The sequence below is a fragment of the Mangrovibrevibacter kandeliae genome (assembly GCF_024519155.1).
GTDB lineage: Bacteria > Pseudomonadota > Alphaproteobacteria > Rhizobiales > Rhizobiaceae > Mangrovibrevibacter > Mangrovibrevibacter kandeliae.
This window is the reverse complement of the sequence record NZ_JANIFJ010000006.1, coordinates 14,061-34,205: the sequence shown is the minus strand read 5'-3', so window position 1 is coordinate 34,205 and position 20,145 is coordinate 14,061. Positions and strand designations below refer to the sequence as shown.

The 20,145-nt window shown below is 70.3% G+C and carries 19 protein-coding genes; 10 read left to right on the top strand and 9 right to left on the bottom strand.

Annotated elements, in window-relative coordinates; genetic code table 11:
• Positions 1-93: 93 nt before the first annotated feature.
• Positions 94-699: a 3-isopropylmalate dehydratase small subunit gene (leuD, locus tag NPA30_RS15475; protein WP_256803670.1), complete on the top strand. Its 606-nt coding sequence runs from the start codon at positions 94-96 to the stop codon at positions 697-699.
• Between the two features lie 23 nt (positions 700-722).
• Positions 723-1,112 (top strand): RidA family protein, encoded by a 390-nt coding sequence (locus NPA30_RS15470; RefSeq protein WP_256803669.1) that lies wholly within the window; start codon positions 723-725, stop codon positions 1,110-1,112.
• Positions 1,113-1,140: 28 nt separating this feature from the next.
• Here NPA30_RS15470 and NPA30_RS15465 read toward each other — a convergent pair whose 3' ends face one another.
• The 3 genes from NPA30_RS15465 to NPA30_RS15455 all read right to left on the bottom strand — a co-directional run bounded on the left by NPA30_RS15465 (position 1,141) and on the right by NPA30_RS15455 (position 4,482).
• Complete coding sequence (locus NPA30_RS15465) at positions 1,141-2,667, bottom strand: sulfatase family protein (RefSeq protein WP_256803668.1); 1,527 nt, start codon at positions 2,665-2,667, stop codon at positions 1,141-1,143.
• Positions 2,668-2,793: 126 nt separating this feature from the next.
• The gene (locus NPA30_RS15460) at positions 2,794-3,729 is read right to left on the bottom strand and encodes a succinylglutamate desuccinylase/aspartoacylase family protein (protein WP_256803666.1); all 936 of its coding nucleotides are present in this window, start codon (positions 3,727-3,729) and stop codon (positions 2,794-2,796) included.
• Positions 3,730-3,909: 180 nt separating this feature from the next.
• The gene (locus tag NPA30_RS15455; protein WP_372338831.1) at positions 3,910-4,482 is read right to left on the bottom strand and encodes a fasciclin domain-containing protein; all 573 of its coding nucleotides are present in this window, start codon (positions 4,480-4,482) and stop codon (positions 3,910-3,912) included.
• A gap of 153 nt (positions 4,483-4,635) precedes the next feature.
• On the opposite strand from NPA30_RS15455, the gene NPA30_RS15450 reads away from it, so the two are divergent.
• From NPA30_RS15450 to NPA30_RS15440, 3 genes are read left to right on the top strand one after another with little or no spacing between them, the layout of a single operon-like run.
• On the top strand, positions 4,636-5,652 hold the full coding sequence (locus NPA30_RS15450) for an NAD-dependent epimerase/dehydratase family protein (RefSeq protein WP_256803665.1): 1,017 nt from the start codon (positions 4,636-4,638) through the stop codon (positions 5,650-5,652).
• 54 nt (positions 5,653-5,706) lie between these two features.
• Positions 5,707-6,315 carry a sigma-70 family RNA polymerase sigma factor gene (locus NPA30_RS15445; RefSeq protein WP_372338842.1) on the top strand — a complete coding sequence of 203 codons (609 nt, stop codon included), beginning with the start codon at positions 5,707-5,709 and terminating at the stop codon, positions 6,313-6,315.
• Positions 6,312-7,058: an anti-sigma factor gene (locus tag NPA30_RS15440; protein WP_256803664.1), complete on the top strand. Its 747-nt coding sequence runs from the start codon at positions 6,312-6,314 to the stop codon at positions 7,056-7,058. The genes NPA30_RS15445 and NPA30_RS15440 overlap by 4 nt, the downstream gene beginning before the upstream one ends.
• A gap of 64 nt (positions 7,059-7,122) precedes the next feature.
• Here NPA30_RS15440 and NPA30_RS15435 read toward each other — a convergent pair whose 3' ends face one another.
• Positions 7,123-7,458 (bottom strand): hypothetical protein, encoded by a 336-nt coding sequence (locus tag NPA30_RS15435; RefSeq protein ID WP_256803663.1) that lies wholly within the window; start codon positions 7,456-7,458, stop codon positions 7,123-7,125.
• A 204-nt stretch (positions 7,459-7,662) separates the two neighbouring features.
• On the opposite strand from NPA30_RS15435, the gene leuB reads away from it, so the two are divergent.
• Positions 7,663-8,769, top strand: coding sequence for a 3-isopropylmalate dehydrogenase (leuB, locus tag NPA30_RS15430; RefSeq protein WP_256803662.1), 1,107 nt, complete (start codon positions 7,663-7,665; stop codon positions 8,767-8,769).
• Positions 8,770-8,983: 214 nt separating this feature from the next.
• Here the strand turns inward: leuB and NPA30_RS15425 are convergent, their stop codons facing one another.
• The 5 genes from NPA30_RS15425 to NPA30_RS15405 all read right to left on the bottom strand — a co-directional run bounded on the left by NPA30_RS15425 (position 8,984) and on the right by NPA30_RS15405 (position 17,094).
• A complete protein-coding gene (locus tag NPA30_RS15425) occupies positions 8,984-9,847 on the bottom strand; it encodes an NmrA family NAD(P)-binding protein (protein WP_256803661.1) in 864 nt (287 codons plus the stop codon).
• 75 nt (positions 9,848-9,922) lie between these two features.
• Entirely contained in the window at positions 9,923-14,800 is a 4,878-nt protein-coding gene (locus NPA30_RS15420; protein WP_256803659.1) for an NAD-glutamate dehydrogenase, read from the bottom strand.
• A 186-nt stretch (positions 14,801-14,986) separates the two neighbouring features.
• Positions 14,987-15,625 carry a TPM domain-containing protein gene (locus tag NPA30_RS15415; RefSeq protein WP_256803657.1) on the bottom strand — a complete coding sequence of 213 codons (639 nt, stop codon included), beginning with the start codon at positions 15,623-15,625 and terminating at the stop codon, positions 14,987-14,989.
• Positions 15,626-16,471, bottom strand: a complete 846-nt coding sequence (locus NPA30_RS15410; protein WP_256803655.1) for a TPM domain-containing protein — start codon at positions 16,469-16,471, stop codon at positions 15,626-15,628. It lies immediately after the preceding gene.
• Entirely contained in the window at positions 16,468-17,094 is a 627-nt protein-coding gene (locus NPA30_RS15405; protein WP_256803654.1) for a LemA family protein, read from the bottom strand. The genes NPA30_RS15410 and NPA30_RS15405 overlap by 4 nt, the downstream gene beginning before the upstream one ends.
• A gap of 242 nt (positions 17,095-17,336) precedes the next feature.
• On the opposite strand from NPA30_RS15405, the gene NPA30_RS15400 reads away from it, so the two are divergent.
• The 4 genes from NPA30_RS15400 to NPA30_RS15385 all read left to right on the top strand — a co-directional run bounded on the left by NPA30_RS15400 (position 17,337) and on the right by NPA30_RS15385 (position 20,138).
• Positions 17,337-17,594 carry a hypothetical protein gene (locus NPA30_RS15400; RefSeq protein ID WP_256803653.1) on the top strand — a complete coding sequence of 86 codons (258 nt, stop codon included), beginning with the start codon at positions 17,337-17,339 and terminating at the stop codon, positions 17,592-17,594.
• A gap of 7 nt (positions 17,595-17,601) precedes the next feature.
• Positions 17,602-18,495, top strand: coding sequence for a pyridoxal kinase PdxY (pdxY, locus tag NPA30_RS15395; protein ID WP_256803652.1), 894 nt, complete (start codon positions 17,602-17,604; stop codon positions 18,493-18,495).
• Between the two features lie 200 nt (positions 18,496-18,695).
• On the top strand, positions 18,696-19,286 hold the full coding sequence (locus NPA30_RS15390) for a carbonic anhydrase (RefSeq protein ID WP_306228951.1): 591 nt from the start codon (positions 18,696-18,698) through the stop codon (positions 19,284-19,286).
• Between the two features lie 351 nt (positions 19,287-19,637).
• Positions 19,638-20,138: a protease inhibitor Inh/omp19 family protein gene (locus NPA30_RS15385; protein WP_256803648.1), complete on the top strand. Its 501-nt coding sequence runs from the start codon at positions 19,638-19,640 to the stop codon at positions 20,136-20,138.
• Positions 20,139-20,145 lie beyond the last annotated feature (7 nt).

Sequence of the window (20,145 nt, the reverse complement as noted above, 5' to 3'; positions counted from 1 at the left end):
GGGGTCCGGCGCAACGCGTCCTCGGCTTTGCCCGCCTGCGTCGAAGGTGTTAATCGACGTCCTTCGCTCATCCGCAATCCGCGAGGCTCGATCATGGAGAAGTTCACCACGCTCACCGGCGTCGCCGCGCCGCTGCCGGTGGTCAATGTCGACACCGACATGATCATCCCGAAGGACTACCTGAAGACGATCGAGCGCACCGGCCTCGGCAAGGGCCTCTTCGCCGACATCCGCTATCGTGAGGACGGCAGCGAAAATCCCGACTTCGTTCTGAATAAGCCGGCGTACCGAAAGGCTCAGGTCATCGTTGCCGGCGACAATTTCGGCTGCGGCTCCTCGCGCGAGCACGCCCCCTGGGCGCTGCTCGACTTCGGCATCCGCTGCGTGATCTCCACGTCCTTCGCCGACATCTTCTACAACAACTGCTTCAAGAACGGCATTCTGCCGATCCGCGTCTCGCCCGAGGAACTGGCGATGCTGATGGACGACGCGGAACGCGGTGCCAATGCGACGCTGACCGTCGATCTCGAGGCGCAGACGATCCAGGGCCCCGACGGCGGCACGATCCGCTTCGACATCGACCCCTTCCGCAAGCACTGCCTCCTCAAAGGCCTCGACGACATCGGCCTGACGATGGAAAAGCGCGGCGCGATCGACGCCTACGAGGCCAGGCTCGCCGAAAGCCGGCCCTGGGCCTGACGCGCCCGACCGAGGACGACCGCATGACGCGCCAGTTGATCTCGACCGGCTCGCCCTTCGAGCGGCAGGCGGGCTATTCGCGCGCCGTCGTCGATGGCGACTGGTGCTTCGTGTCCGGCACCACCGGCTACGACTATGCGACGATGACGATGCCCGAGAGCGCGGAGGCGCAGGCCGAGCGCGCGCTCGGCACCATCGCCAAGGCCTTGGAGGAGGCCGGATTCGCGCTCGCCGACGTCGTGCGGGCGCGCTACCTCGTCACCGACGCCGCCCATGCACAGGGCCTCTTCGCCGCCACCGGCCGCGCCTTCGGCGAGATTCGGCCGGCCGCCACGTTGATGATCTGCGGCCTCCTGACGCCCGAGATGAAGGTCGAGATCGAGATCACGGCACGCCGGCGCGCGGCGAGCTGACGACGAGCGCAGCGTCCGGGCGCCGGCCTCAGGTCGGAAAGCCCGAGGTCTTGCCGATCGCCTCGGCATAGAGAAAGGCGTCACCCGCCGACGTCAGCCAAGCGGAAATCGCCTTGTCCAGCTCGTCCATCAGGGGCTTCTGCGCCGGGTCGCCGACGAGATTGTTCGTCTGGAACGGATCGGCCCGGTTGTCGAAGAGGCACCAGCGCCCGCTTTCGGCAACGGCATAGGTGTGGGTGTCGGTGCGCACGCCGCGATAGGTCGGCTCGTTCATGAACTGGCGCGCCGCGGCATGACCGCTGTGGCGCCGCGGCCGGCGCCGGCCGGCCTTGCCGCGCTTGCCCGTGCCCTCGATCGCGTCGACGAGCCCGTCGTCCTCGATCCCTTCGAGCGTGCCGACCTGGTTCATCAGGAAGGCGTGCGGGCTCGGTGCAACGCTGTCGCCGCGCATGACGGCCGAATGGTCGCGGCCGACGCAATGCTCCGGCACCGGCACGCCGGCAAGGCCGCACAGCGTCGGATAGATGTCCACCGTGGCGAAGAGCTGCTGCGGCGCGCCGCCGGCGACGGTGCGGCCTGGCCAGCGCACGAAGAACGGCACCCGGCAGGACTCTTCGAAGGGCACCTGCTTGGCCATGCGGCCGTGCGAGCCGAGCATCTCGCCGTGGTCGGAGGTGTAGACGACGATCGTGTCCTCTGCGAGCCCGGTCGCGTCGAGCGCATCGAGCAGCCGCCCGAACTCGACGTCCACCCCCGTGATGCCGCCGTAATAGCCGGCCATCGCCGTCTGCAGCGCCGCATCGGACTGCAGCGCCTTCTCCTCGCCGGCCGGATGCGCCACGGCGTTGAGGTGGACGTTCGGGCGCGTGCCGAGCCGGCCGGTGCGATAGCGCTTGGCGACGCGCGGCGGCGGGTTGAAGGGCGGATGCGGCGGGTTCCACGAGAGCGCCAGGAAGAAGGGCGTGTCGGCGCCCCGCTGGCGCTTGAGGAAGCCGATCGCCTGGTCGGTCATCAGCGTGCAGTTCCAGCCGCGCGGGCGGATCGTCTCGCCGGTGACCGGATCGAAGGTCCAGCTGCGATAATGCGCGTTGGTCTTCACCCAGACGTGCCAGTCGTCGAAGCCCTGGCGCCCCGGGCCGGGCGGGATGAAGTCGATATGACCGCCCTGCAGGTGCCACTTGCCGACATAGGCGGTGCGGTAGCCGGCATCGCGGAAGGCGCGGCCGAGCGAATACTCGTCGGTGCCGAGCGCGATGTTGTTGTGCAGGAGCCCGGTCTGCTGCGGCCAGCGCCCGCTCATCAGGATGCCGCGATAGGGCGTGCAGAGCGGATAGTTGGAAACGCAGCGCTCCATCGAGAGGTTCTCGCTGCGGAACCGGGCGAGATGGGGCGCCTGCGCCTCGTTGTGCGGTTCGCCCGGCAGCGACACGGCGCGATGCTGGTCGCTGAAGACGTAGAGGATGTTGGGGCGTCGGTCGGCGCGCCCGACCGTGGGCAGCGCGGCGGTGGCGAGCGCGCCGGCGGCGCTGGTGCGAAGGAACTCACGGCGGTTCATGGAACGCGGCTCCGGGACGACGCCATCGCGCGGCGCCGTCTCCTGAGATAGCGCCGCCGACGCCGGCACCAGAGGGAAACGCCTTACAAATTCGTAAGTTACCTCAGTGAGCCGATCGCCACGAGATCAGGCCGGGGCGCCTTCCCAAAGCGAGCCGACACCGAGCAGGGCCTCGCCGGCATTCACCGAGAGGCTCGTCAGCGTGTAGAGGACGTAACCCTCCTTCTCCGACGTGACGGTCGCGAGATCGGCGCCGAAGAAGTCGCGGATCACGCCGAGCGTCTCGCCGGCGGCGACCGGCTCGCGCAGCCCCTTCGCCGGATACCAGAGCCCTGCCACCGGCGCGGCGGGCACCCACATCGTCACATAGTCGGGCGCGGGCGTCGGCTTCGGCTCCCCGTTCGTCATGCCGAGCAGTGCCATCACCTGCGCCACGCCGTCGGTCAGCCGGGTGACGAGAGCGTCGTCCCACAGGCCGTTGCCGCTGACCTCCGGCAGGATCGCCGGCACCCCCGCTTCGTGCGCCGCCGCCACGCTGTAGCCGCCGCCCCTGGAGGCGATGGCGATGTCGAGGCCGAAGACCTCGGCCATCCTGCGGGAGCGCTCGCAGTTGTGCGGGAAGATCGTGAAGGGCGCGAGCGACTCGTCGAGATCGCCGCCATGCATGTCGATATAGGCGTCGGCCTGCGGGAAGACCTCGCCCGTCAGCCAGTGCGCCAGACGCTCGCTCAAGGTGCCGTCGGCGCGGCCCGGGAACTGGCGGTTCAGGTTCTTGCCGTCCTGCGGCATCACGTAGATGGCGCGCTTGAAGAACGCCTCGACGTTGAGCGTCGGCAGGACGACGAGCGAGCCTCGGATGGCATCCGGCGAGGTGCGCATCAGCCGCAACGCTGCCTCGATCGAGCAGAATTCCGAGCCGTGCACGCCGGCGGTCACAAGCAGGCACGGGCCCGGCTCGGCGCCCTCGATGACGGCGTAGGGGATCTCGATCCCCTCGATGGGTGTGACCGTACCGGTCTCGGCGCGACGGGCGCCGGTGCGGAAGGGCGGAAGCGTGGTCATGGCGGGCGGGATCCTGTTCGGGTCGGGCAGTCCGGACGACTCGGCGGCCGGCACCGCGGAGGGCGAGGATTCCGCAGATAAGTCCGACTGACAATCCGGAACTCCCGGAGGACCCGCGCGAAAAGGCCCGGTGCAGCGTCGTCTGCACCGGGCCTCGTCGAGCCAGATCGAAGACTGGGGTCAGCCCATCTTCGGCATCAGCACGCTGCCGATGACGTGCACGACGCCGTTCGACTGCATGACGTCGGGCGTCTGGATCACCGCGCCGCCGCCGGACTGATCGATCACCACGAGCTTGTCGCCGTCCATCTTGACGGTGATCGGCGCGCCCTCGACGGTCGTCAGCGTGGCGCTGCCGTCCTTCTTGACCATCGCCATCAGCTTCTCGGCGGTGTAGTCGCCGGCGACCACATGATAGGTCAGGACGGCAGTCAGCTGCTTCTTCGCCTCGGGCTTCAGGAGCCCGTCGACCGTGCCGGCCGGCAGCTTCTCGAACGCAGCATTGGTCGGCGCGAAGACCGTGAACGGGCCCTTGCCGGCGAGCGTGTCGACGAGACCGGCGGCCTTCACGGCAGCCACGAGCGTCGTCAGGTTCGGCGCGTTCGGCGCGTTCTCGGCAATCGTCTTGTTCGAGTACATCGGCGCCCCGCCGACCATCACCTGGTCCTGGGCGTAAGCCGGCAGCGTCATTACGCCGGCGGACAGGCTGCAGGCGGCAGCGAGCGCGAACGCGGTCTTGGTGAGCTTCAGCATCGTGAATTCTCCTTCCCGTCTAGGCTTCGGATTGGCGAAGCTGGCCGGAGCTACGGATGCGGGCGGGATACGGATGCAAAGGCGGACGATTTATTTCTAAGCTTTTCGGCAGCTGCGCTGAGTCGCACCGCCTGAGCGAGACGGGAGGCACCGATGCCCACAGCGTTCATCCTCGGCGGAACCGGCCAGATCGGCCGTGCGGCAGCCGCACGGCTGGCCGGCGACGGCTGGAGCGTGACGCTGGCCAGCCGGTCGACCGCGGCTCCGGATGGTCCCTGGCGGCAGATCCGGGTGGAGCGCAACGAGGAGGATTCGCTGCAGCAGGGGCTCGGCGACGGCGCGGATCTCGTCCTCGACTGCATCGCCTTCGACGACACCCATGCCGACCAGCTCCTCGCGCTCGAGGACCGGATCGGACGCCTCGCCGTCGTCTCCAGCATGGGCGTCTACCGCGACGCGGCAGGTCGCAGCCTCGGAACGGCTGCAGAGCGCGGCTTTCCGGACTTTCCCGTGCCCATCCCCGAGGACCATCCGACGGTCGAGCCCGGCCCCGAGGGCTACGCGGCCGGCAAGGTGGCGCTCGAGCGCCGGCTCCGGGATCGCGCGCGCGTGCCGGTGACGATCCTGCGCCCTGGAGCGATCCACGGCCCGTATGGCCGCGACACGCGCGAATGGTGGTTCGTCAAGCGCCTCCTCGACGGGCGCAAGCGCATCCCCCTCGCCTATCGCGGCCTCAGCCGGTTCCAGACGACTTCGACCGAAGGCGTCGTCGATGCGCTGCTCCACGGGCTGGACGGACGCGGCTGTCAGGTGCTGAACGCAGTCGATGCCGACGCGCCGACGGTCGCGGAGATCGGCCGCACGATCATGGACCTGATGGATCGGCAGGCGGAGCTCGTCGGCTTGCCCGATACCCCCACGCATCCGCCGGGACTCGGCATGACGCCCTGGTCCGTCGCCAAGCCGATGGTCTGCGCCTCCTCCGTTCCGCGGCTGCGGACGTATGCCGACGGCATCGCGCCGACCATCGCCTGGCTCGTCGAGGCGACGCGGGATGTCGATTGGCGCGTGGTCCTGCCGCAGCTGGCCGCCTATCCGAACCCGCTGTTCGACTACGACCTGGACGAGCGCGCCCTCGCTCTGCCGGGGGCGGCGCCGATCGGGATCTGACTCGCTTGAGCGGCGTTCGTCCGGGCGCCGCTTGAGCAGCGCGCGAGATCGACTATTGTCGCCTGCGCTCGTCCGACGGGCGCCGGACGAGAGAGGGAGGCTGTCCTGCACGACGAAGAGGCTCGCGCCGAGCTCGTCCGGCTGCTGCGCGCGGTCGCCGCCGGCGACCGCGCCGCGCACCGTGCGCTCTACGATCGCACCGCGGCGAAGCTATTCGGCATCTGCCTGCGTATCTTGTCCGACAGGCAGGACAGCGAGGACGTGCTGCAGGACGTGTATCTGACCATCTGGAACAAGGCCGACCGGTTCGACCCGGCGATCGCGAGCCCGATCACCTGGCTCGCCGCGATCGCGCGCAACCGCGCGATCGATCGCCGGCGCGCGCTGGGCAGCCGGGTCGCGGGCGGTGAACTGGCCGAGGCCGACACGGTGCCGGATCAGAGCCCGGATGCCCTGCAGCGGCTGGAGAGCGCCGACGAGACGCGCCGGTTGCGCGAATGCCTCGGCACGCTCGACGAACGCGCCCGCCACTCGATCGCTGCGGCCTTCTTCGGCGGGCTCACCTACGAGGAGGTCGCGAGCCGGGCCGCCGTGCCGCTCGGCACGATGAAGAGCCTGATCCGGCGCGGACTGGCCAAGCTCAAGGGATGCCTCGAGACATGAGCGAGAGCCCCAACGAACCCGGCGAAGATCTCGCCGCCGAGTATGCGCTCGGCCTGCTGGGCGCCGCAGACCGGCGCTCGGTGGAGCGCCGGCGCGATCGCGATCCGGCCTTCGACGCCGATGTCGCAGCCTGGGAAGAGCGACTGGCGCCGATGCTGACGGTCGTCGAGCCGGTGGCCCCGCCGGCGGCCGTGTGGGAGGCGATCGAGGGCGACCTCGACCGGATGCAGCGCCGGGCAGCCGAACGGTCCGCGCAGCATGGCCAGGCGCGCCCGTCGGCCGGGGCGGCTCCACGCCGGGACGCGGGGCGGTTGTGGCGCTGGCTGGCGATCGGATCGATGACGATCACGGCCGCCTGCCTCGCGCTCGTCGTCTACAATCTCGTGGCGACCGAAAACCTGCCGCGGCTCGCCGCCGTGCGCCTCGGCCCCGATGGCGGCGCGCCGCTGTTCACCGCGGTGATCGATCCCGGATCGAACTCGGCGACGCTGGTCCCCGCCGGGGTGAGCCCCGACGCGCAAGGGCGCGTCACCGAACTCTGGCTGCTGCCGCAAGGCGACAAGCCGATCTCGCTCGGCGTGGTCGCCACCGACAAGGCCCAACAGGTGCAGCTGCCCGACGACTTCGCCTCGCTCAGCGGGAGCGCAATGGCGCTCGCGATCTCGCTGGAGCCGAAGGGGGGCTCGCCGACCGGCCAGCCGACGGGGCCGGTGGTCGCCTCGGGGCCGTTGCAGCCGATCTGATCTTGATTACCCGTGGCGCCTGGAGCGCTTCCGGATCCACGCGCTCACGATCCGTGCGACCGTCTCAGTAGCGCTGGTCCTTGGCGGCCTGCCCGTAGGCGATCTGGCCGGCGAGTTCGTCGAGCCGTGTCGGCTCCTCGCCCATCGCCGTCGCGAAATCGACCGAGAACAGCGCGTCGAAGCGCACCCGCCTGGAGAAGTCCGGCCGCTCCTCGGCGCGCGGACGAACCGGGGTCACCGGACGCGGCGTCTCGGCCTGGCCGGGCTGCAGCTTGTAGACCGTGCCTGTCGCGCCGGTGCGGGCGAGCGAGCTCGAATTGCGCAACCGCGTCCTGCCGTCCTGCAGGATCTCCAGAGCTGCGCCCTGCCGCAGCGCGCCGATGATCTGGTTGCCGTTCATGCCCTGCCGTCCTGCCCGCTCGTGGTCCCCTCACCCTTCATAGGTCAGCTTCGCTCAAGCTAAGGCGAGAGCGCTTAACGAGCCGTTGACGCTGCGGCGCCATGCCACGCCTCCCGGCACCGACGGCCTCGCGATGCGCCGGGGCCTGTTCGTGCGGGTCCGATCGTGTAAAGCCATGCCCGACTGACGACGGAGGACAAACACATGGCGACGCGCAAGCTCCTGCTTCTGCCCGGAGACGGCATCGGTCCGGAGACGATGACCGAGGTCGAGAAGCTGATCGCGGCGATGAACCGGGAGCACGCCACCGGCTTCGAGACCGAGACCGCGCTCGTCGGCGGTGCAGCCTGGGAGGCCCACAAGGTGTCCCTGCGCGACGCGGACATGGCGCTCGCGCATGCCGCGGACGCGATCCTGTTCGGCGCGGTCGGCGGCCCCCGGTGGGACGGCATTCCCTACGAACACAGGCCCGAGGCCGGCCTCCTGCGCCTGCGCAAAGAGCTGCAGCTCTTCGCCAACCTGCGCCCCGCGATCTGCTACCCCGCGCTCGCCGACGCCTCGTCGCTGAAGCGCGAGCTGGTCGACGGGCTCGACATCCTGATCGTGCGCGAACTCACCGGCGGCGTCTATTTCGGCGAGCCGAAGGAGATCCGCGATCTCGGCAACGGCCAGAAGCGCGCGATCGACACCCAAGTCTACGACACCTACGAGATCGAGCGCATCGCCCGCGCCGGCTTCGACTTCGCCCGCACGCGCCGCAACAAGGTGACGTCGATGGAGAAGCGCAACGTCATGAAGTCCGGCCTCTACTGGAACGAGGTCGTGACGCGCATCCATCGCGAGGAGTATCCGGACGTCCAGCTCGAGCACATGCTGGCCGACGCCGGCGGCATGCAGCTGGTGCGCCGGCCGAAGCAGTTCGACGTCATCCTGACCGACAACCTGTTCGGCGACCTTCTGTCGGACATCGCCGCCATGCTGACCGGCTCGCTCGGCATGCTGCCTTCGGCCTCGCTCGGCGCGCCTGACGCGACCACCGGGATGCGCCGCGCCATGTACGAGCCGGTACACGGCTCGGCGCCGGACATCGCCGGCAAAGGCGTCGCCAACCCGATCGCCATGTTCGCCTCCTTCGGCATGTGCCTGCGCTACTCGTTCAACATGATCGAGGAGGCCGACCGACTGGAGCGGGCGATCGCGCGCGTCCTCGCCAGCGGCCTGCGTACGCCGGATCTCGCGCCCGAAGGCGCGGCGACGGTGACGACCGCGGCCATGGGCGACGCGGTGGTGGCGGCGTACCTCGCGGACTGACGGCGCGAGCGAGGCCTCGCGGGGGAAGGTCGCGACGCCGCGGCGGTCTTCTCCCCCACCGAGGGAACATGCCGGAAGGCGGCGCGGGCGTGAGGGCGCCGCTCCTCTCGTCGTGCCCCCAAACTCTCACCCAACCGCGAGCTGACGCTTGCATTCCCCCTCTCCCTTGCCGGGAGAGGATCAGCGCCTGCGGACTCAGCAGCTTACACCGCCCTCACCTCTTCTCGAAGAACGCCGTCAATATCGCGCGCATCCCGCGGGGCGGGCGGCCGATGAGCGATTGCAGGGTCGGGTCGACGCGCGCGAAATCGCCGCGACGGGCGGCGCGGAAGGTGCCGAGCAGCATGCCGGCGTAGATCGCCGGCATGCCGGCCGTCACCTTGGCGGCGCGCCACGCCTCGTCCGACACCGTGACGTGGCGGATCGGGCGCCCGCTCGCTTCGGAAGCGAGCGCCGCAATGTCGGCCATGGTCAGCGCCTCGGCGGCAGTCATGGGCGGCGAGATGCCGTCGATCCGGCCCTCCTCGGCAAGGATCGCGGCATCGGCGGCGGCGAGATCGTCGCGCGCGGTCCAGGCAACCGGACCGTCCTCCGGCACGCGCAGTTCGCCCGACCTCAGGGCATCGCCAATCATGTGGAGACAGCTTTCGGCATAAAAGCCGTGCCGCAGCGCGGTGAAGGCGAGTTCGCCGGCCTGGAGGTCGGCCTCGGTGCCGGCATGCTGTTCGGCCGGGGCGAACGGCGAATCCGCGCGGGCGCCCGCATGGCTGGTGTAGAGCACGCGGCGGGCGCCGGCCGCCGCGGCCGCCTGGATCGCGTTGCGATGCATTCGCAGCGCCTCCGTGCCGAGCTTGTCAGCCGAAACGATCAGCACCTGCGTCGCGCCCGCGAAGGCCGACCGCAAGCTCTGCGGATCGTCGAAGTCGCCGGCGCGAATCGTGACGCCCCGTTCGGCGAGCGCCGTCGCCTTTGCCGGATCGCGCACGCTGGCAATGAGGTCGCCGGCGGGCAGGCGTTCCAGAAGATGCCGCACGACGGCGGTGCCGAGTTGGCCGGTCGCGCCAGTGACGACGATCATCTGCCCCTCCTTCTCGTTGAGAAGGAGGAAGCCTCGGCGCGAAAGCGGGTTCCCGGCGGCGGAGTCGGCCGTCAGTCAGCCCGTCAGATCTGCCAGGAGACCGCCGGCCACCGTCAGCCGCGCCACCGAGGTCTCGCCCGAGGCGACCAGGCTCTCGAGCTGCCCGCCGACCCGCTCCACCGCCGTCACTCGGCTCTCGGCCCAGGCCGCAGCCGGGTCGCTCTCGCCGCCGAAGCCGGTGAGCGCGTCGCGCGTCAGCTGGCGGCGGGCGCCGGCGATCTGGGTGCCGGCCCGCTCCAGTGCGAGGTTCTCGTAGTAGTCGGCGGGCGTCACCGCGCCGAGCGCCGCCTCCAGCCGGCCGATCCGCAACAGCCGCGTCACCGCGAAGTAGCAGGCCATCACCTGATCCAGCGGCATCACCGTGTCGCGCGCGATCGCCGCGATGTCCGGGACCAGCGCGACGAGCGGCAGCAGCGCCATGTCGCCCGCAAGGCCCTCCGGCACCCCTTCGGCCGTCAGCGCGTCGCGGCGGCGCTCGAAGGCCGCGCGCGACTCCTCGCTCGACAGGTCGAGCAGCCGCGGCTTCAGCTCGGTGCGGGCGGCGGCGAAGCGCTCGACCGTCTCGCCGAGCGGCTGGCCGGAGCGCGCGTTCTGCACGAACCAGCGGGTGCCCTGGCGCAGGAAGCCGCGCAGGCTGGCATAAAGCCGGTTCTGCGTCTCGCCATGAATCCTGCCGTCGAGCGCATCGACGGCCGCGTAGAGTTCGGCAGCGCCGAGCCCGTCCTTGGCGGCGACGAAGGCCTGCACCACCTCGCCCGCCGAGGCTCCGGTGGCGTCGCGCACGGCAGTGGCAAAGGTCGCGCCCAGATGATTGACCGCCTCGTTGGCGAGGACGGTCGAGACGATCTCGCGGTGCAGCCGGTGCCGCTCGATGTCGACGGCGAAGGCCTCGCGCATGGCGCTCGGAAAATAGCCGAACAGCCGCCCGGCGAAGTAGGGGTCGTCCGGCAGGCCGCTCGCCAGGATCTCGTCGAACAGCGTGATCTTCGAATAGGCGAGGAGCACGCCGTTCTCCGGCCGGGTGAGGCCGTTGCCGGCGCCGCGCAGCGCCGTCAGCGCCGCCTCGCCCGGCAGGGTCTCGACCTCACGGTTGAGGATGCCGCGCGCCTCGAGCGTCGCCATGAAGCGCGCCTGCAGCGGCAGAGCCGCCGGGCCCTCCGCCGTGTCGAGCGACAGCGCCAGCGTCTGCTCGTAGTTGTTGGCGAGAACGAGGTCGGCGACCTCCGCCGTCATCGAGGCGAGCAGCACGTTGCGGTCCGGCCGCGTCAGGCGGTCGTCCTGCATCGCGCCCTTCAGGGCGATCTTGATGTTGACCTCGACGTCGGAGGTGTTGACGCCGGCCGAGTTGTCGATGGCGTCCGAATTGATGCGCCCGCCGGCCCGGGCATATTCGATGCGGCCCTTCTGGGTGACGCCGAGATTGGCGCCCTCGCCCACCACCTTCGCGCGGACCTGCGCCCCGGTGATGCGCAGCGCATCGTTGGCACGGTCCCCGACCTCGGCGTTCTGCTCGCTCGAGGCGCGCACATAGGTGCCGATGCCGCCGAACCAGAGAAGGTCGACCGGCGCCTTCAGGATCGCCGAGATGATCTCCGCGGGCGTGCCGCTGGTGCGGTCCCAGCCGATCGCCGCGGCTGCCTCCGGCGACAGCCGGATCAGCTTCTCGCGCCGCGAGAAGACGCCGCCGCCGGCGGAAATCTTCGCCCGGTCGTAGTCCGCCCATGACGAACGCGGCAGGTCGAACAGCCGCTTGCGCTCGGCGAAGGAGGCCGCCGTGTCCGGGTTCGGGTCGATGAAGATGTCGCGGTGGTCGAAGGCGGCGACGAGCCTGGTTTCCTGCGACAGGAGCATGCCGTTGCCGAAGACGTCGCCCGACATGTCACCGCAGCCGACGGTCGTGAAGGGGACCGCCTGGATGTCGTGGTCGATCTCGCGGAAGTGGCGCTTCACCGCCTCCCAGGCGCCGCGGGCAGTGATGCCCATCGCCTTGTGGTCATAGCCGGCCGAGCCGCCGGAGGCGAAGGCGTCGTCCAGCCAGAAGCCCTCGGCCTGCGCGATGGCGTTGGCGGTGTCGGAGAAGGTCGCCGTGCCCTTGTCGGCGGCGACGACGAAATAGGGGTCCTCGCCGTCGAAGCGCACGACGTCCGCGGGCGTCACGACCGAGTCGCCCGCGAGCGTGTCGGTGATCGACAAGAGCGAGGCGACGAAGACGATGTAGGCCGAGCGCCCGGCCTCGAACCAGGCGTCGCGGTCGGCGGCGGCCGGCGGCAGGCGCTTCGGGTAGAACCCGCCCTTGGCGCCAACCGGCACGATCACGGCGTTCTTGACCTGCTGCGCCTTGACGAGGCCGAGCACCTCGGTGCGGTAGTCCTGGGCGCGGTCGGACCAGCGCAGCCCGCCGCGCGCCACCGTGCCGAAGCGCAGGTGGACGCCCTCCACCCGTGCGTCGAACACGAAGATCTCGCGGAAGGGCACCGGCTCCGGCAGGCCCTCGACGCGGGCGGAATCGAGCTTGAAGGCGAGCGCCGGATGCACCTCGTCCGGCGTCGAGCGCGGCGCGGCCGAGAGCGTCGGCACGGCGTAGTAGTTGGTGCGCAGCGTCGCCAGGATCACCGCGAGGTAGCGCCGCAGGATGCGGTCGTCGTCGAGGCTCTCGACGGCGTCGAGCGCCGAGAGGATCGCCTGCAGCGTCTCCAGGCTGCCACGCTCGGCGGCGGCGCGGCGCTGGCGGTCCTCCGGCTCGAAGCTGTCGGTCGACCCCGCCTCCGGCAGGTCGCGCCGGTCGGCCTTCCGCGGGTTGAACGAGTCGTCGAAGAGCTGCCACAGCAGCCGCGCGATCGCCGGCTGGCGCGCCATCACCGCGGCGAAGTAGTCGGGCGAGTAGGCAAGGCCGGTCTGGCGCAGGTACATCGCATAGGCGCGCAGGACGTTGGCCTGGCGGTGGTCGAGCCCCGCCTCCAGCGTCAGCGCGTTGAAGCCGTCGCTCTCGATCAGCCCGGCGCAGACCGCGCCGAAGGTCGATTCCAGCGCGGCGCCCTCGTCGGCGAGCGGGATGGCCGCGCCCTTGCGGTCGGCGAGATCCATGTCGTGGATGTGGACCGTCGTGCCGTCTGGCCGGGTCAGCCGGTGGGTCCGCTCGAACAACACGTCGAAGCCCATGTTTTCCAGGATCGGCACGCGGGTCGAGAGCGCGACGGCCGGGCCGAGATGGAAGAGCTTCAGGCGCAGGAGCGTGTCGGCATCGCCCGGCCGGCGGTAGAAGTCGGCGATCAGCCGGCGGTCGTCGCCGAGCCGGGCCATCGCGCCGGCGTCCGCCACCGCCTCGCGCGGGTCGACGGCGTCGCGGTAGCCCTCCGGCATGCCCGGCGCATAGCGCATGAGCTCCGGCGTCTGCGTCGCGGCGGCGCCGTAGGCGTCCTCCCAGTTGCGGGCCATCGCCGCGATTCGCGCCTCGAGCGCGCGCGCATCGACCTCGGGCGTCTTGCCCTCGGTGCGTCCGATGATGAAGTGGACGCGGGTCAGGAGCCCTTCCGGAAAGGCCGGATAGTAAGCCGAGACGTGGCCGTCGTAGCGCTCGGCGAGAAGCAGGCCGATCCGCTCGCGCAGGCGGGAATCGTAGCGCTCGCGCGGCACGAAGACGAGGACTGACACGAACCGGTCGAAGCGGTCGATGCGCGGCAGGACACGCACGCGCGGCCGCTCGCCGAGCTCCATCACGGTGCCGATGAAACCCTCCAGGGTGTCGACGTCGATCTGGAAGAGCTCGTCGCGCGGATAGGATTCGAGCGCGTTGAGGAGCGCCTTGGCCGAATGGGAGCCTGGCCGCAGGTCGAAGCGGCCGATCACCGTCTCGGCCTTCAGCCGGAGATAGGGGATCGCCAGGATCGAGCGCGTGTAGGCGGTTGAGGTGAAGAGGCCGACGATGCGCAATTCGCCGACGAAGCGGCCGTCCTCATAGCGCTTGATGCCGATGTAATCCATGTAGGCGCGGCGATGCACCACCGACCGGGTGTTCGCCTTGGTGACGATCAGCGGGTCCGGCCCCTCCAGGAAGGCGCGCAGCTCCGGCGTCGTCGTCGTCGCCTGACCGGCCCGCCGCAGGATGCGCATGTCGGGGTCGCGCAGGATGCCGAGCCCCACCTCCTCGCGTGGCACCAGCACCTCGTCGGCGTCCGGCCCCGCATAGTCGAATTCGCGGCACCCGAGGAAGGTGAAGTTCTCGTCGCGCAGCCATTCCACGAACTGGGCCGCCTCGCCGACGGCGACCACGCCCTCCACGTCCTCCGCCTCGGCGGCATAGCGGCGCAGCCCCTCGACCGCCTCGCCGACGCGGCTGCGCATGGCATCGAAGTCGAGATTGGCCCGCACCACCTGCGTCAGGACGGTGAGCAGCCGCGCCTCCAGCGACGCCCCGGCATTCGCCGGCCGGTCGAGCGCGACCTGGATCAGGCTGAGGCGCTCGCCGCCCCGCCCGCCCGGCGTCGTCGTCGCGGCGAAGCCGTCGAGCGCGCCCGCCGCGTCGCGGGTGACGTCGAGGATCGGGTGGGAGATGAAGCGGATCGTCGCCGCGGTCTCGGCGATCTCGCCCATCACCGAATCGAACAGGAAGGGCATGTCGTCGTTGACGACGGACACCAGGGTCAGGGGCGCACCGTCGAGCGTGAAGCCCTCCGGCTGCTCGACCCGCACCAGCGGCTCGCCGCTCTTGTGCTCCTCGAGCGCTGCGACACCCCGGCGGATGGCCGCGGTCAGCGCGGCCGGCTCGAAGGCGTCGAGATCGTCCGCCGGCGGACGAGCGAGAAGCAGCGGCGCCAATGCGGCGGCGGCTCCGTCTCCGAGCTCGGCCACCACGGCACGGATGATCGGCTTCTTCGAACTCACGTCGGCGTCCATGACTGCCCTCCTCGCGCCGCACTCCCCCGTGCGGTTTCGCTCGACCTGGAACCGGCCGCCGCTTCCCCGGTGTCAGGTCCGGCTTCCCCAACCTTCAGACCGCGTGCGGCACGGGGCGACGCGGCGGCTCTTGTGACACGTGGCGCGCGGCTGACGCAACGGCGCGTGCCTGCGCCTTTGCCGCGCTCAGAGCTCGACGAGGCGATCGGGCAGCTCGTTCGGGTTGTCGCTCCCGCCGGGAAAGTGCCGCGACAGGAGCGCCCCTGCCCGCGCGATGGCGTCCTCGTAGCCTTCGGCGAAGCGGCCGCCGCGCGCGGCCTCGACCAGCGCCTCGACGATTGCGTTCCAGTCCTCCTGAGGGACCTTCGCATCAATGCCCTCGTCAGCGACGATCTCGGCATGGTGCTCTTCGGCCGAGACGAAGATGAGGACGCCGGTCCGTTCGCTCGTCGGGTGGATGCGGGGCGACTGGCACTGCACCCGCGCCAGCTGGCCCGCGGGGGGCGCGCCCCCCGCGCGCGGCACCAGCATCATGCGCAACGACGGCGATGCGGCCGCGACCGCGTAGAGCAAAGCCCCCGCGAGGGTCTGGCCCGCCACGACCTCGAGCGCGGTGACAGGCAGTCCGGCGAGGGCGGCGACCAGAACCGCGAGCCAGCCGGCGGCGAGAGCCAGAGCCAGCACCACGCAGGCCGAGACGAAGCCGTAGCGGTCGCTGCGGCGCGCGAAGACGCAGTAGATCTCGCCGCGCGTCGTCGCCTCGGCCGTCCGGATGGCCTGCGCGATACGGCGGTGTTCCTCGGGGGTGAAGGCGACGCCGGCCATCTACCAGCTCCCCGAGGCGCCGCCGCCTCCGAAGGATCCGCCGCCGCCCGAAAAGCTGCCGCCACCGGAGAAGCCGCCGCCCGAGGAGCCGCGCGAGCCGGGATAGCCGCCGCCGAGCACCCAGGTGGTGCCGAGCCACCGGTAGCGGTTGGGGCCGACCCGCCGGCCGCGCAGGCGTGCCATCTGGGTGAGCACGAACGTCCCGGCGACGAACAGGAAGACGGCGGCGAAGATCGTGAAGAACAGCCAGGACGGCATCTCGTCGCCGCTCCACTGCCTGTTGCGTTCGGCCCGCGCCTTCAGCTCGGCCGCGTTGCCGGAGAGGACGGCGAGGATGCCGTCGACCCCACGCGCGATGCCGCCGGCGAAATCGCCGCCTCGAAAGGCCGGCAGGATGTCGCCGTCGATGATCGTGCGCGACAGCGCGTCGGTCAGCGTGCCCTCGAGGCCGTAGCCGACCTCGATCCGCACCTTGCGGTCGTCGCGCGCGACCAGCAGCAGGACGCCGTTGTCCTCCTTCGCCTGGCCGAGCGCCCACTGACGCGCCAGCCGATTGGCGTAGTCCTCCACCGCATAGCCCTGCAGGTCGGGCACGGTCGCCACCACCACCTGATCGGAGGAGGCCGTCTCGAATGCTTCGAGCTTCTGTGTCAGCGCGGCTTCCGCGGCCGGCGACAGGAGGTCGGCCGTGTCGACGACGCGCCCGGTGAGCTGCGGGAACTGCTGCGCCCGAACCGGCGCCATCCCGGCGACGAGGAGCAGCGCCAGGACGCCGAGAAGCAGCCCGACACCCGCCTTGGAGGCCGGCCGGGCTGGCGGAACGGGCGGCAACCGGACGCGTCTCATTTGCCGAAATCGACGGTCGGCGGTGTCGAGCTTCCGGCCGTCGCGGTGAAGGGCTGCATCGGCTCGGCTTCCGGATAGAACCAGCTCGCCCACCAGCGGCCCGGTATGGTCTTCAGCTCGGTGTTGTAGACCCGCACGGCCTCGATGTAGTCGCGCCGCGCCACCGCAATCCGGTTCTCGGTGCCCTCCAGCTGGCTCTGCAGCGCCAGGAAGTTCTGGTTGGACTTGAGGTCCGGGTAGCGCTCGACGGTGACGAGCAGGCGCGACAGTGCGCCGGACAGACTGTCCTGCGCCGCCTGGAACTTCTGCACCGCCGCCGGGTCGGTCAGCTGGTCGGCCGAGACGTTCACCTGTGTCGCCTTGGCCCGCGCCTCGACGACGGCGGTGAGCACGTCCTTTTCCTGCGCCGCATAGCCCTTCACCGTCTCGACGAGGTTGGGGATGAGATCGGCCCGGCGCTGATACTGGTTCTCGACCTGCGACCAGGCGGCCTTGGCCTGCTCCTCGTAGGTCGGGATCGAATTGACGCCGCAGCCGGACAGAAGCGGCACCAGCAGCGCCAGAAGACAAAGCGCGTGGACAAATGGCGCGGTACCCAGGCGTGCGACACGAGACTTTGGCATGGCATCCCCCGATGCGGCCGGCCCGAAGCGGCGGCATGCGCTCATCTAGCGCAGGGCAAGGCGACAGGTAGACGACAGCGCGGCGGAGCCGCAGCGCCACAGCACGACACAGGGTACGCGCTTCCTCCGGCTGCGCGGCGCCTTGCCGATCGCCTCTCTCGACCGTGCGAAGCCGGCGCCGGTCCTCCCGAGCTCCGCTTCCGTATTGCCCTTCGCGGGGTTTTCGGTAAGGCTTCGAGGCGATGCAGCGGCATGATCGAGACGACGACAATCAGCGCGAGGCGCGGGCGATCCTGGAGCGTGTGCGCCAGGAAACGGAGCCGCAGATCGGTGGCGACCTCACCCGCGTGATCCTGCGGACCCGCGACCACTTCTCGGCGAGCGACGTCGACCAGGACGACCGCGTCGAGGTCGCCGGCACCCGCATCGGCCGCCTCCTCGGCTTCGTCGCATTCGTCCTGCTTGCGGCTTCGCTGTTCGCCTTCCTCACCCGCAGCTGACGGCCGAATGACCGAAACGACCTCTTCCGCCAGGGGCGACAAGCCTGCCGTGATCGCGATCTCGAGCCACGTTGCGCGCGGGACGGTCGGCAACCGCGCCGTCGTGCTGGCGCTGGAGTCGCTCGGCTTTCCCGTCTGGTCCGTGCCGACCGTCATGCTGCCCTGGCACCCGGGACACGGGCCGGGCACGCGCATCGCGCCCGCAGACGGCGAATTCGCCGCGCTCGTCGATGACCTTGCCGGTGCGCGCTGGCTGCCCGAGGTCGGGGCGGTCATCACCGGCTATTTCGGCACGACCGAGCAGATCGAGCCCGTGGCGCGCCTGATCGAAGCCGTGAAACGGACGAACCCCGGCGCGGTCTATCTCTGCGATCCGATCCTCGGCGACGGCGGCCGCCTCTACCAGCCGGAGGCGCTGGTCGCGGCAATCCGCGACCGGCTGCTGCCGCTCGCCGACATCGTCACGCCCAACCGCTTCGAGCTCGAACTCCTCACCGGCCTCGAGTTCTCCGACAACACGCATCTCATCGAGGCCGCCGTCGCACTGGGTCCCGAGAGCGTGCTCGTGACCTCGGCCTTCCCGCTGCTGCGAGGCGGCACCGGCAACCTCCTCGTCGCCGACTACAAGGCGCTGCTGGCCGAGCACCGGCTGATCGAACGGGCGCCGCAGGGTCTCGGCGACCTGACGGGCGCGGTCTTCCTCGCCCGCATGCTGTCCGGCATGGCGGGAGAGAAGGCGCTGCAGACCGCCACCGCGGCCGTCTACGAGATCCTCGCCCGCTCCACCAAACGGGGCGCCGACGAACTGACGCTCGAAACCGATGCGGAAAGCCTGAAGCATCCGATGGCCATGGTGCAGATGCGCCGCCTCGCCTATCCCTCCGGCGACCGGCGAGCCTGACCGATCCACCCACGGCGGCGGGCACGATCGCGGATGTTTTGCGGACATATTTCAACCGAGAGTGAACCAGCCTTGTTCAGGGGAATCTAAGAGCTCTGCTTTAGCTCTGTGAACACCCTCTGCAGAGGCAGACGGACGATCTTCTGGAGGTTTGTGTGACGGGCTTTCCCGACCATCTTCTCAAGGGCTACGGCTCGTTCATGAACGGCCGCTACCAGGCCGAGGAGCAGCGCTATCGACAGCTGGCGCGCGAAGGCCAGACGCCGGAGGTGATGGTCATCGCCTGCTGCGACTCCCGCGCCGCCCCGGAGACCATCTTCGACACGCTGCCCGGCGAAATGTTCGTGGTGCGCAACGTCGCCAATCTCGTGCCTCCCTACCAGCCCGATGGCGACTACCATTCGACCTCGGCGGCGATCGAGTTCGGCGTTCTCGGCCTGAAGGTGAAGAACGTCCTGGTCCTCGGCCACGGCCGCTGCGGCGGCATCAAGGCTGCGCTCTCGCCGGACGCAAAGCCGCTCGAGGCGGACGATTTCATCGGCAAGTGGATGAGCCTGATCAATCCGGCCGCCAAGGCGGTCGCCGCCAACGGCCACATGACCAACGGCGAGCGGCAGACCTCGCTCGAGCGCATCTCCATCCGCTACTCCGTCGCCAATCTGCGCAGCTTCCCCTACATCGCCGCGCGCGAGGCCTCCGGCGAACTGCAGCTGCACGGCGCCTGGTTCGACATCTCGACCGGAGAACTCTGGACGCTCGACCCGGAGACCGGCGACTTCGAGCGGCCCTGAAAAGCCGAGGACCGGAACGGACGCAGCCCCTCGCCTGCGGCGCATGCCGGCGGTTCCGCCCGCCCACGGACGACGCCGCGGGGTTCGGCCGGACCGCGGCGCCGCCGCTGGCCTCGTTGCAACGGTTCACACCTTTCGGGCCGTTCCGGACCCGAACCGGCTTGACGAATGTGTCTCGACCGCCATCGTGTGACCCGAAGCGGGCACTTCGCACTGCGGATGCGTGTTCTGCGCAGCCGCACGCGAAGCAACATGGTGAACGAGGCGTTGGGGATTTCACGAATGATGCGGACAGCGAAGACGGGCCTGGTGCTGGCCCTGCTGCTTGCGGCGGCAGGATGCACGCGCAGTATGCCCACGATCAGCGACCGGGCCGCGTCGCCCATCGCGGCAGCGCCCTCCGGCCGCGTGGCGTCGAGCAGCCTGCCGCCACCGCCACCGCCTCCCCCGCCGCCCTCTGCCGAGGTCGCTGCGAACGATCCCTACGCGCAGCCCGCGGGCTCGCCGATCATCGACCAGCCCGGCGCCGGCGCGCCCAGCTCGAGTGCCCCGACCCAGACCGCCTCGGCCGCCCCGGTGACGCGCGAAAGCCTCGTCGGCGCGTGGAAGGTGACCTCCGGCGGCGGCAGCTGTCAGATCTTCATGGCGCTGACCAAGTGGACCGGCGGCTATCGCGCCGCCTCCCGCGGCTGCCCGGGGCAGGTCGCCGACGTCGCAGCCTGGGATGTCTCCGGCAGCCAGGTCGTGCTGAAGGACTCCGGCGGGACCACCGTTGCCACGCTGAACTCGTCCGGCGGCACGCGCTACGACGGCTCCACCAGCGCCGGCCAGGCGATCAGCCTCTACCGTTGAGCGGCGT

Excerpts from the sequence above, each read along its gene's own strand:
- leuD (WP_256803670.1), top strand. The coding sequence starts at position 94 with ATGGAGAAGTTCACCACGCTCACCGGCGTCGCCGCGCCGCTGCCGGTG.
- NPA30_RS15390 (WP_306228951.1), top strand. The coding sequence starts at position 18,696 with ATGAACGGCCGCTACCAGGCCGAGGAGCAGCGCTATCGACAGCTGGCG.
- NPA30_RS15470 (WP_256803669.1), top strand. The coding sequence starts at position 723 with ATGACGCGCCAGTTGATCTCGACCGGCTCGCCCTTCGAGCGGCAGGCG.
- pdxY (WP_256803652.1), top strand. The coding sequence starts at position 17,602 with ATGACCGAAACGACCTCTTCCGCCAGGGGCGACAAGCCTGCCGTGATC.
- NPA30_RS15420 (WP_256803659.1), bottom strand. The coding sequence starts at position 14,800 with ATGGACGCCGACGTGAGTTCGAAGAAGCCGATCATCCGTGCCGTGGTG.
- NPA30_RS15425 (WP_256803661.1), bottom strand. The coding sequence starts at position 9,847 with ATGATCGTCGTCACTGGCGCGACCGGCCAACTCGGCACCGCCGTCGTG.
- NPA30_RS15455 (WP_372338831.1), bottom strand. The coding sequence starts at position 4,482 with ATGCTGAAGCTCACCAAGACCGCGTTCGCGCTCGCTGCCGCCTGCAGC.
- NPA30_RS15440 (WP_256803664.1), top strand. The coding sequence starts at position 6,312 with ATGAGCGAGAGCCCCAACGAACCCGGCGAAGATCTCGCCGCCGAGTAT.
- NPA30_RS15415 (WP_256803657.1), bottom strand. The coding sequence starts at position 15,625 with ATGGCCGGCGTCGCCTTCACCCCCGAGGAACACCGCCGTATCGCGCAG.
- NPA30_RS15450 (WP_256803665.1), top strand. The coding sequence starts at position 4,636 with ATGCCCACAGCGTTCATCCTCGGCGGAACCGGCCAGATCGGCCGTGCG.
- NPA30_RS15385 (WP_256803648.1), top strand. The coding sequence starts at position 19,638 with ATGCCCACGATCAGCGACCGGGCCGCGTCGCCCATCGCGGCAGCGCCC.
- NPA30_RS15465 (WP_256803668.1), bottom strand. The coding sequence starts at position 2,667 with ATGAACCGCCGTGAGTTCCTTCGCACCAGCGCCGCCGGCGCGCTCGCC.
- NPA30_RS15460 (WP_256803666.1), bottom strand. The coding sequence starts at position 3,729 with ATGACCACGCTTCCGCCCTTCCGCACCGGCGCCCGTCGCGCCGAGACC.
- NPA30_RS15410 (WP_256803655.1), bottom strand. The coding sequence starts at position 16,471 with ATGAGACGCGTCCGGTTGCCGCCCGTTCCGCCAGCCCGGCCGGCCTCC.
- NPA30_RS15400 (WP_256803653.1), top strand. The coding sequence starts at position 17,337 with ATGCAGCGGCATGATCGAGACGACGACAATCAGCGCGAGGCGCGGGCG.
- NPA30_RS15405 (WP_256803654.1), bottom strand. The coding sequence starts at position 17,094 with ATGCCAAAGTCTCGTGTCGCACGCCTGGGTACCGCGCCATTTGTCCAC.
- NPA30_RS15435 (WP_256803663.1), bottom strand. The coding sequence starts at position 7,458 with ATGAACGGCAACCAGATCATCGGCGCGCTGCGGCAGGGCGCAGCTCTG.
- leuB (WP_256803662.1), top strand. The coding sequence starts at position 7,663 with ATGGCGACGCGCAAGCTCCTGCTTCTGCCCGGAGACGGCATCGGTCCG.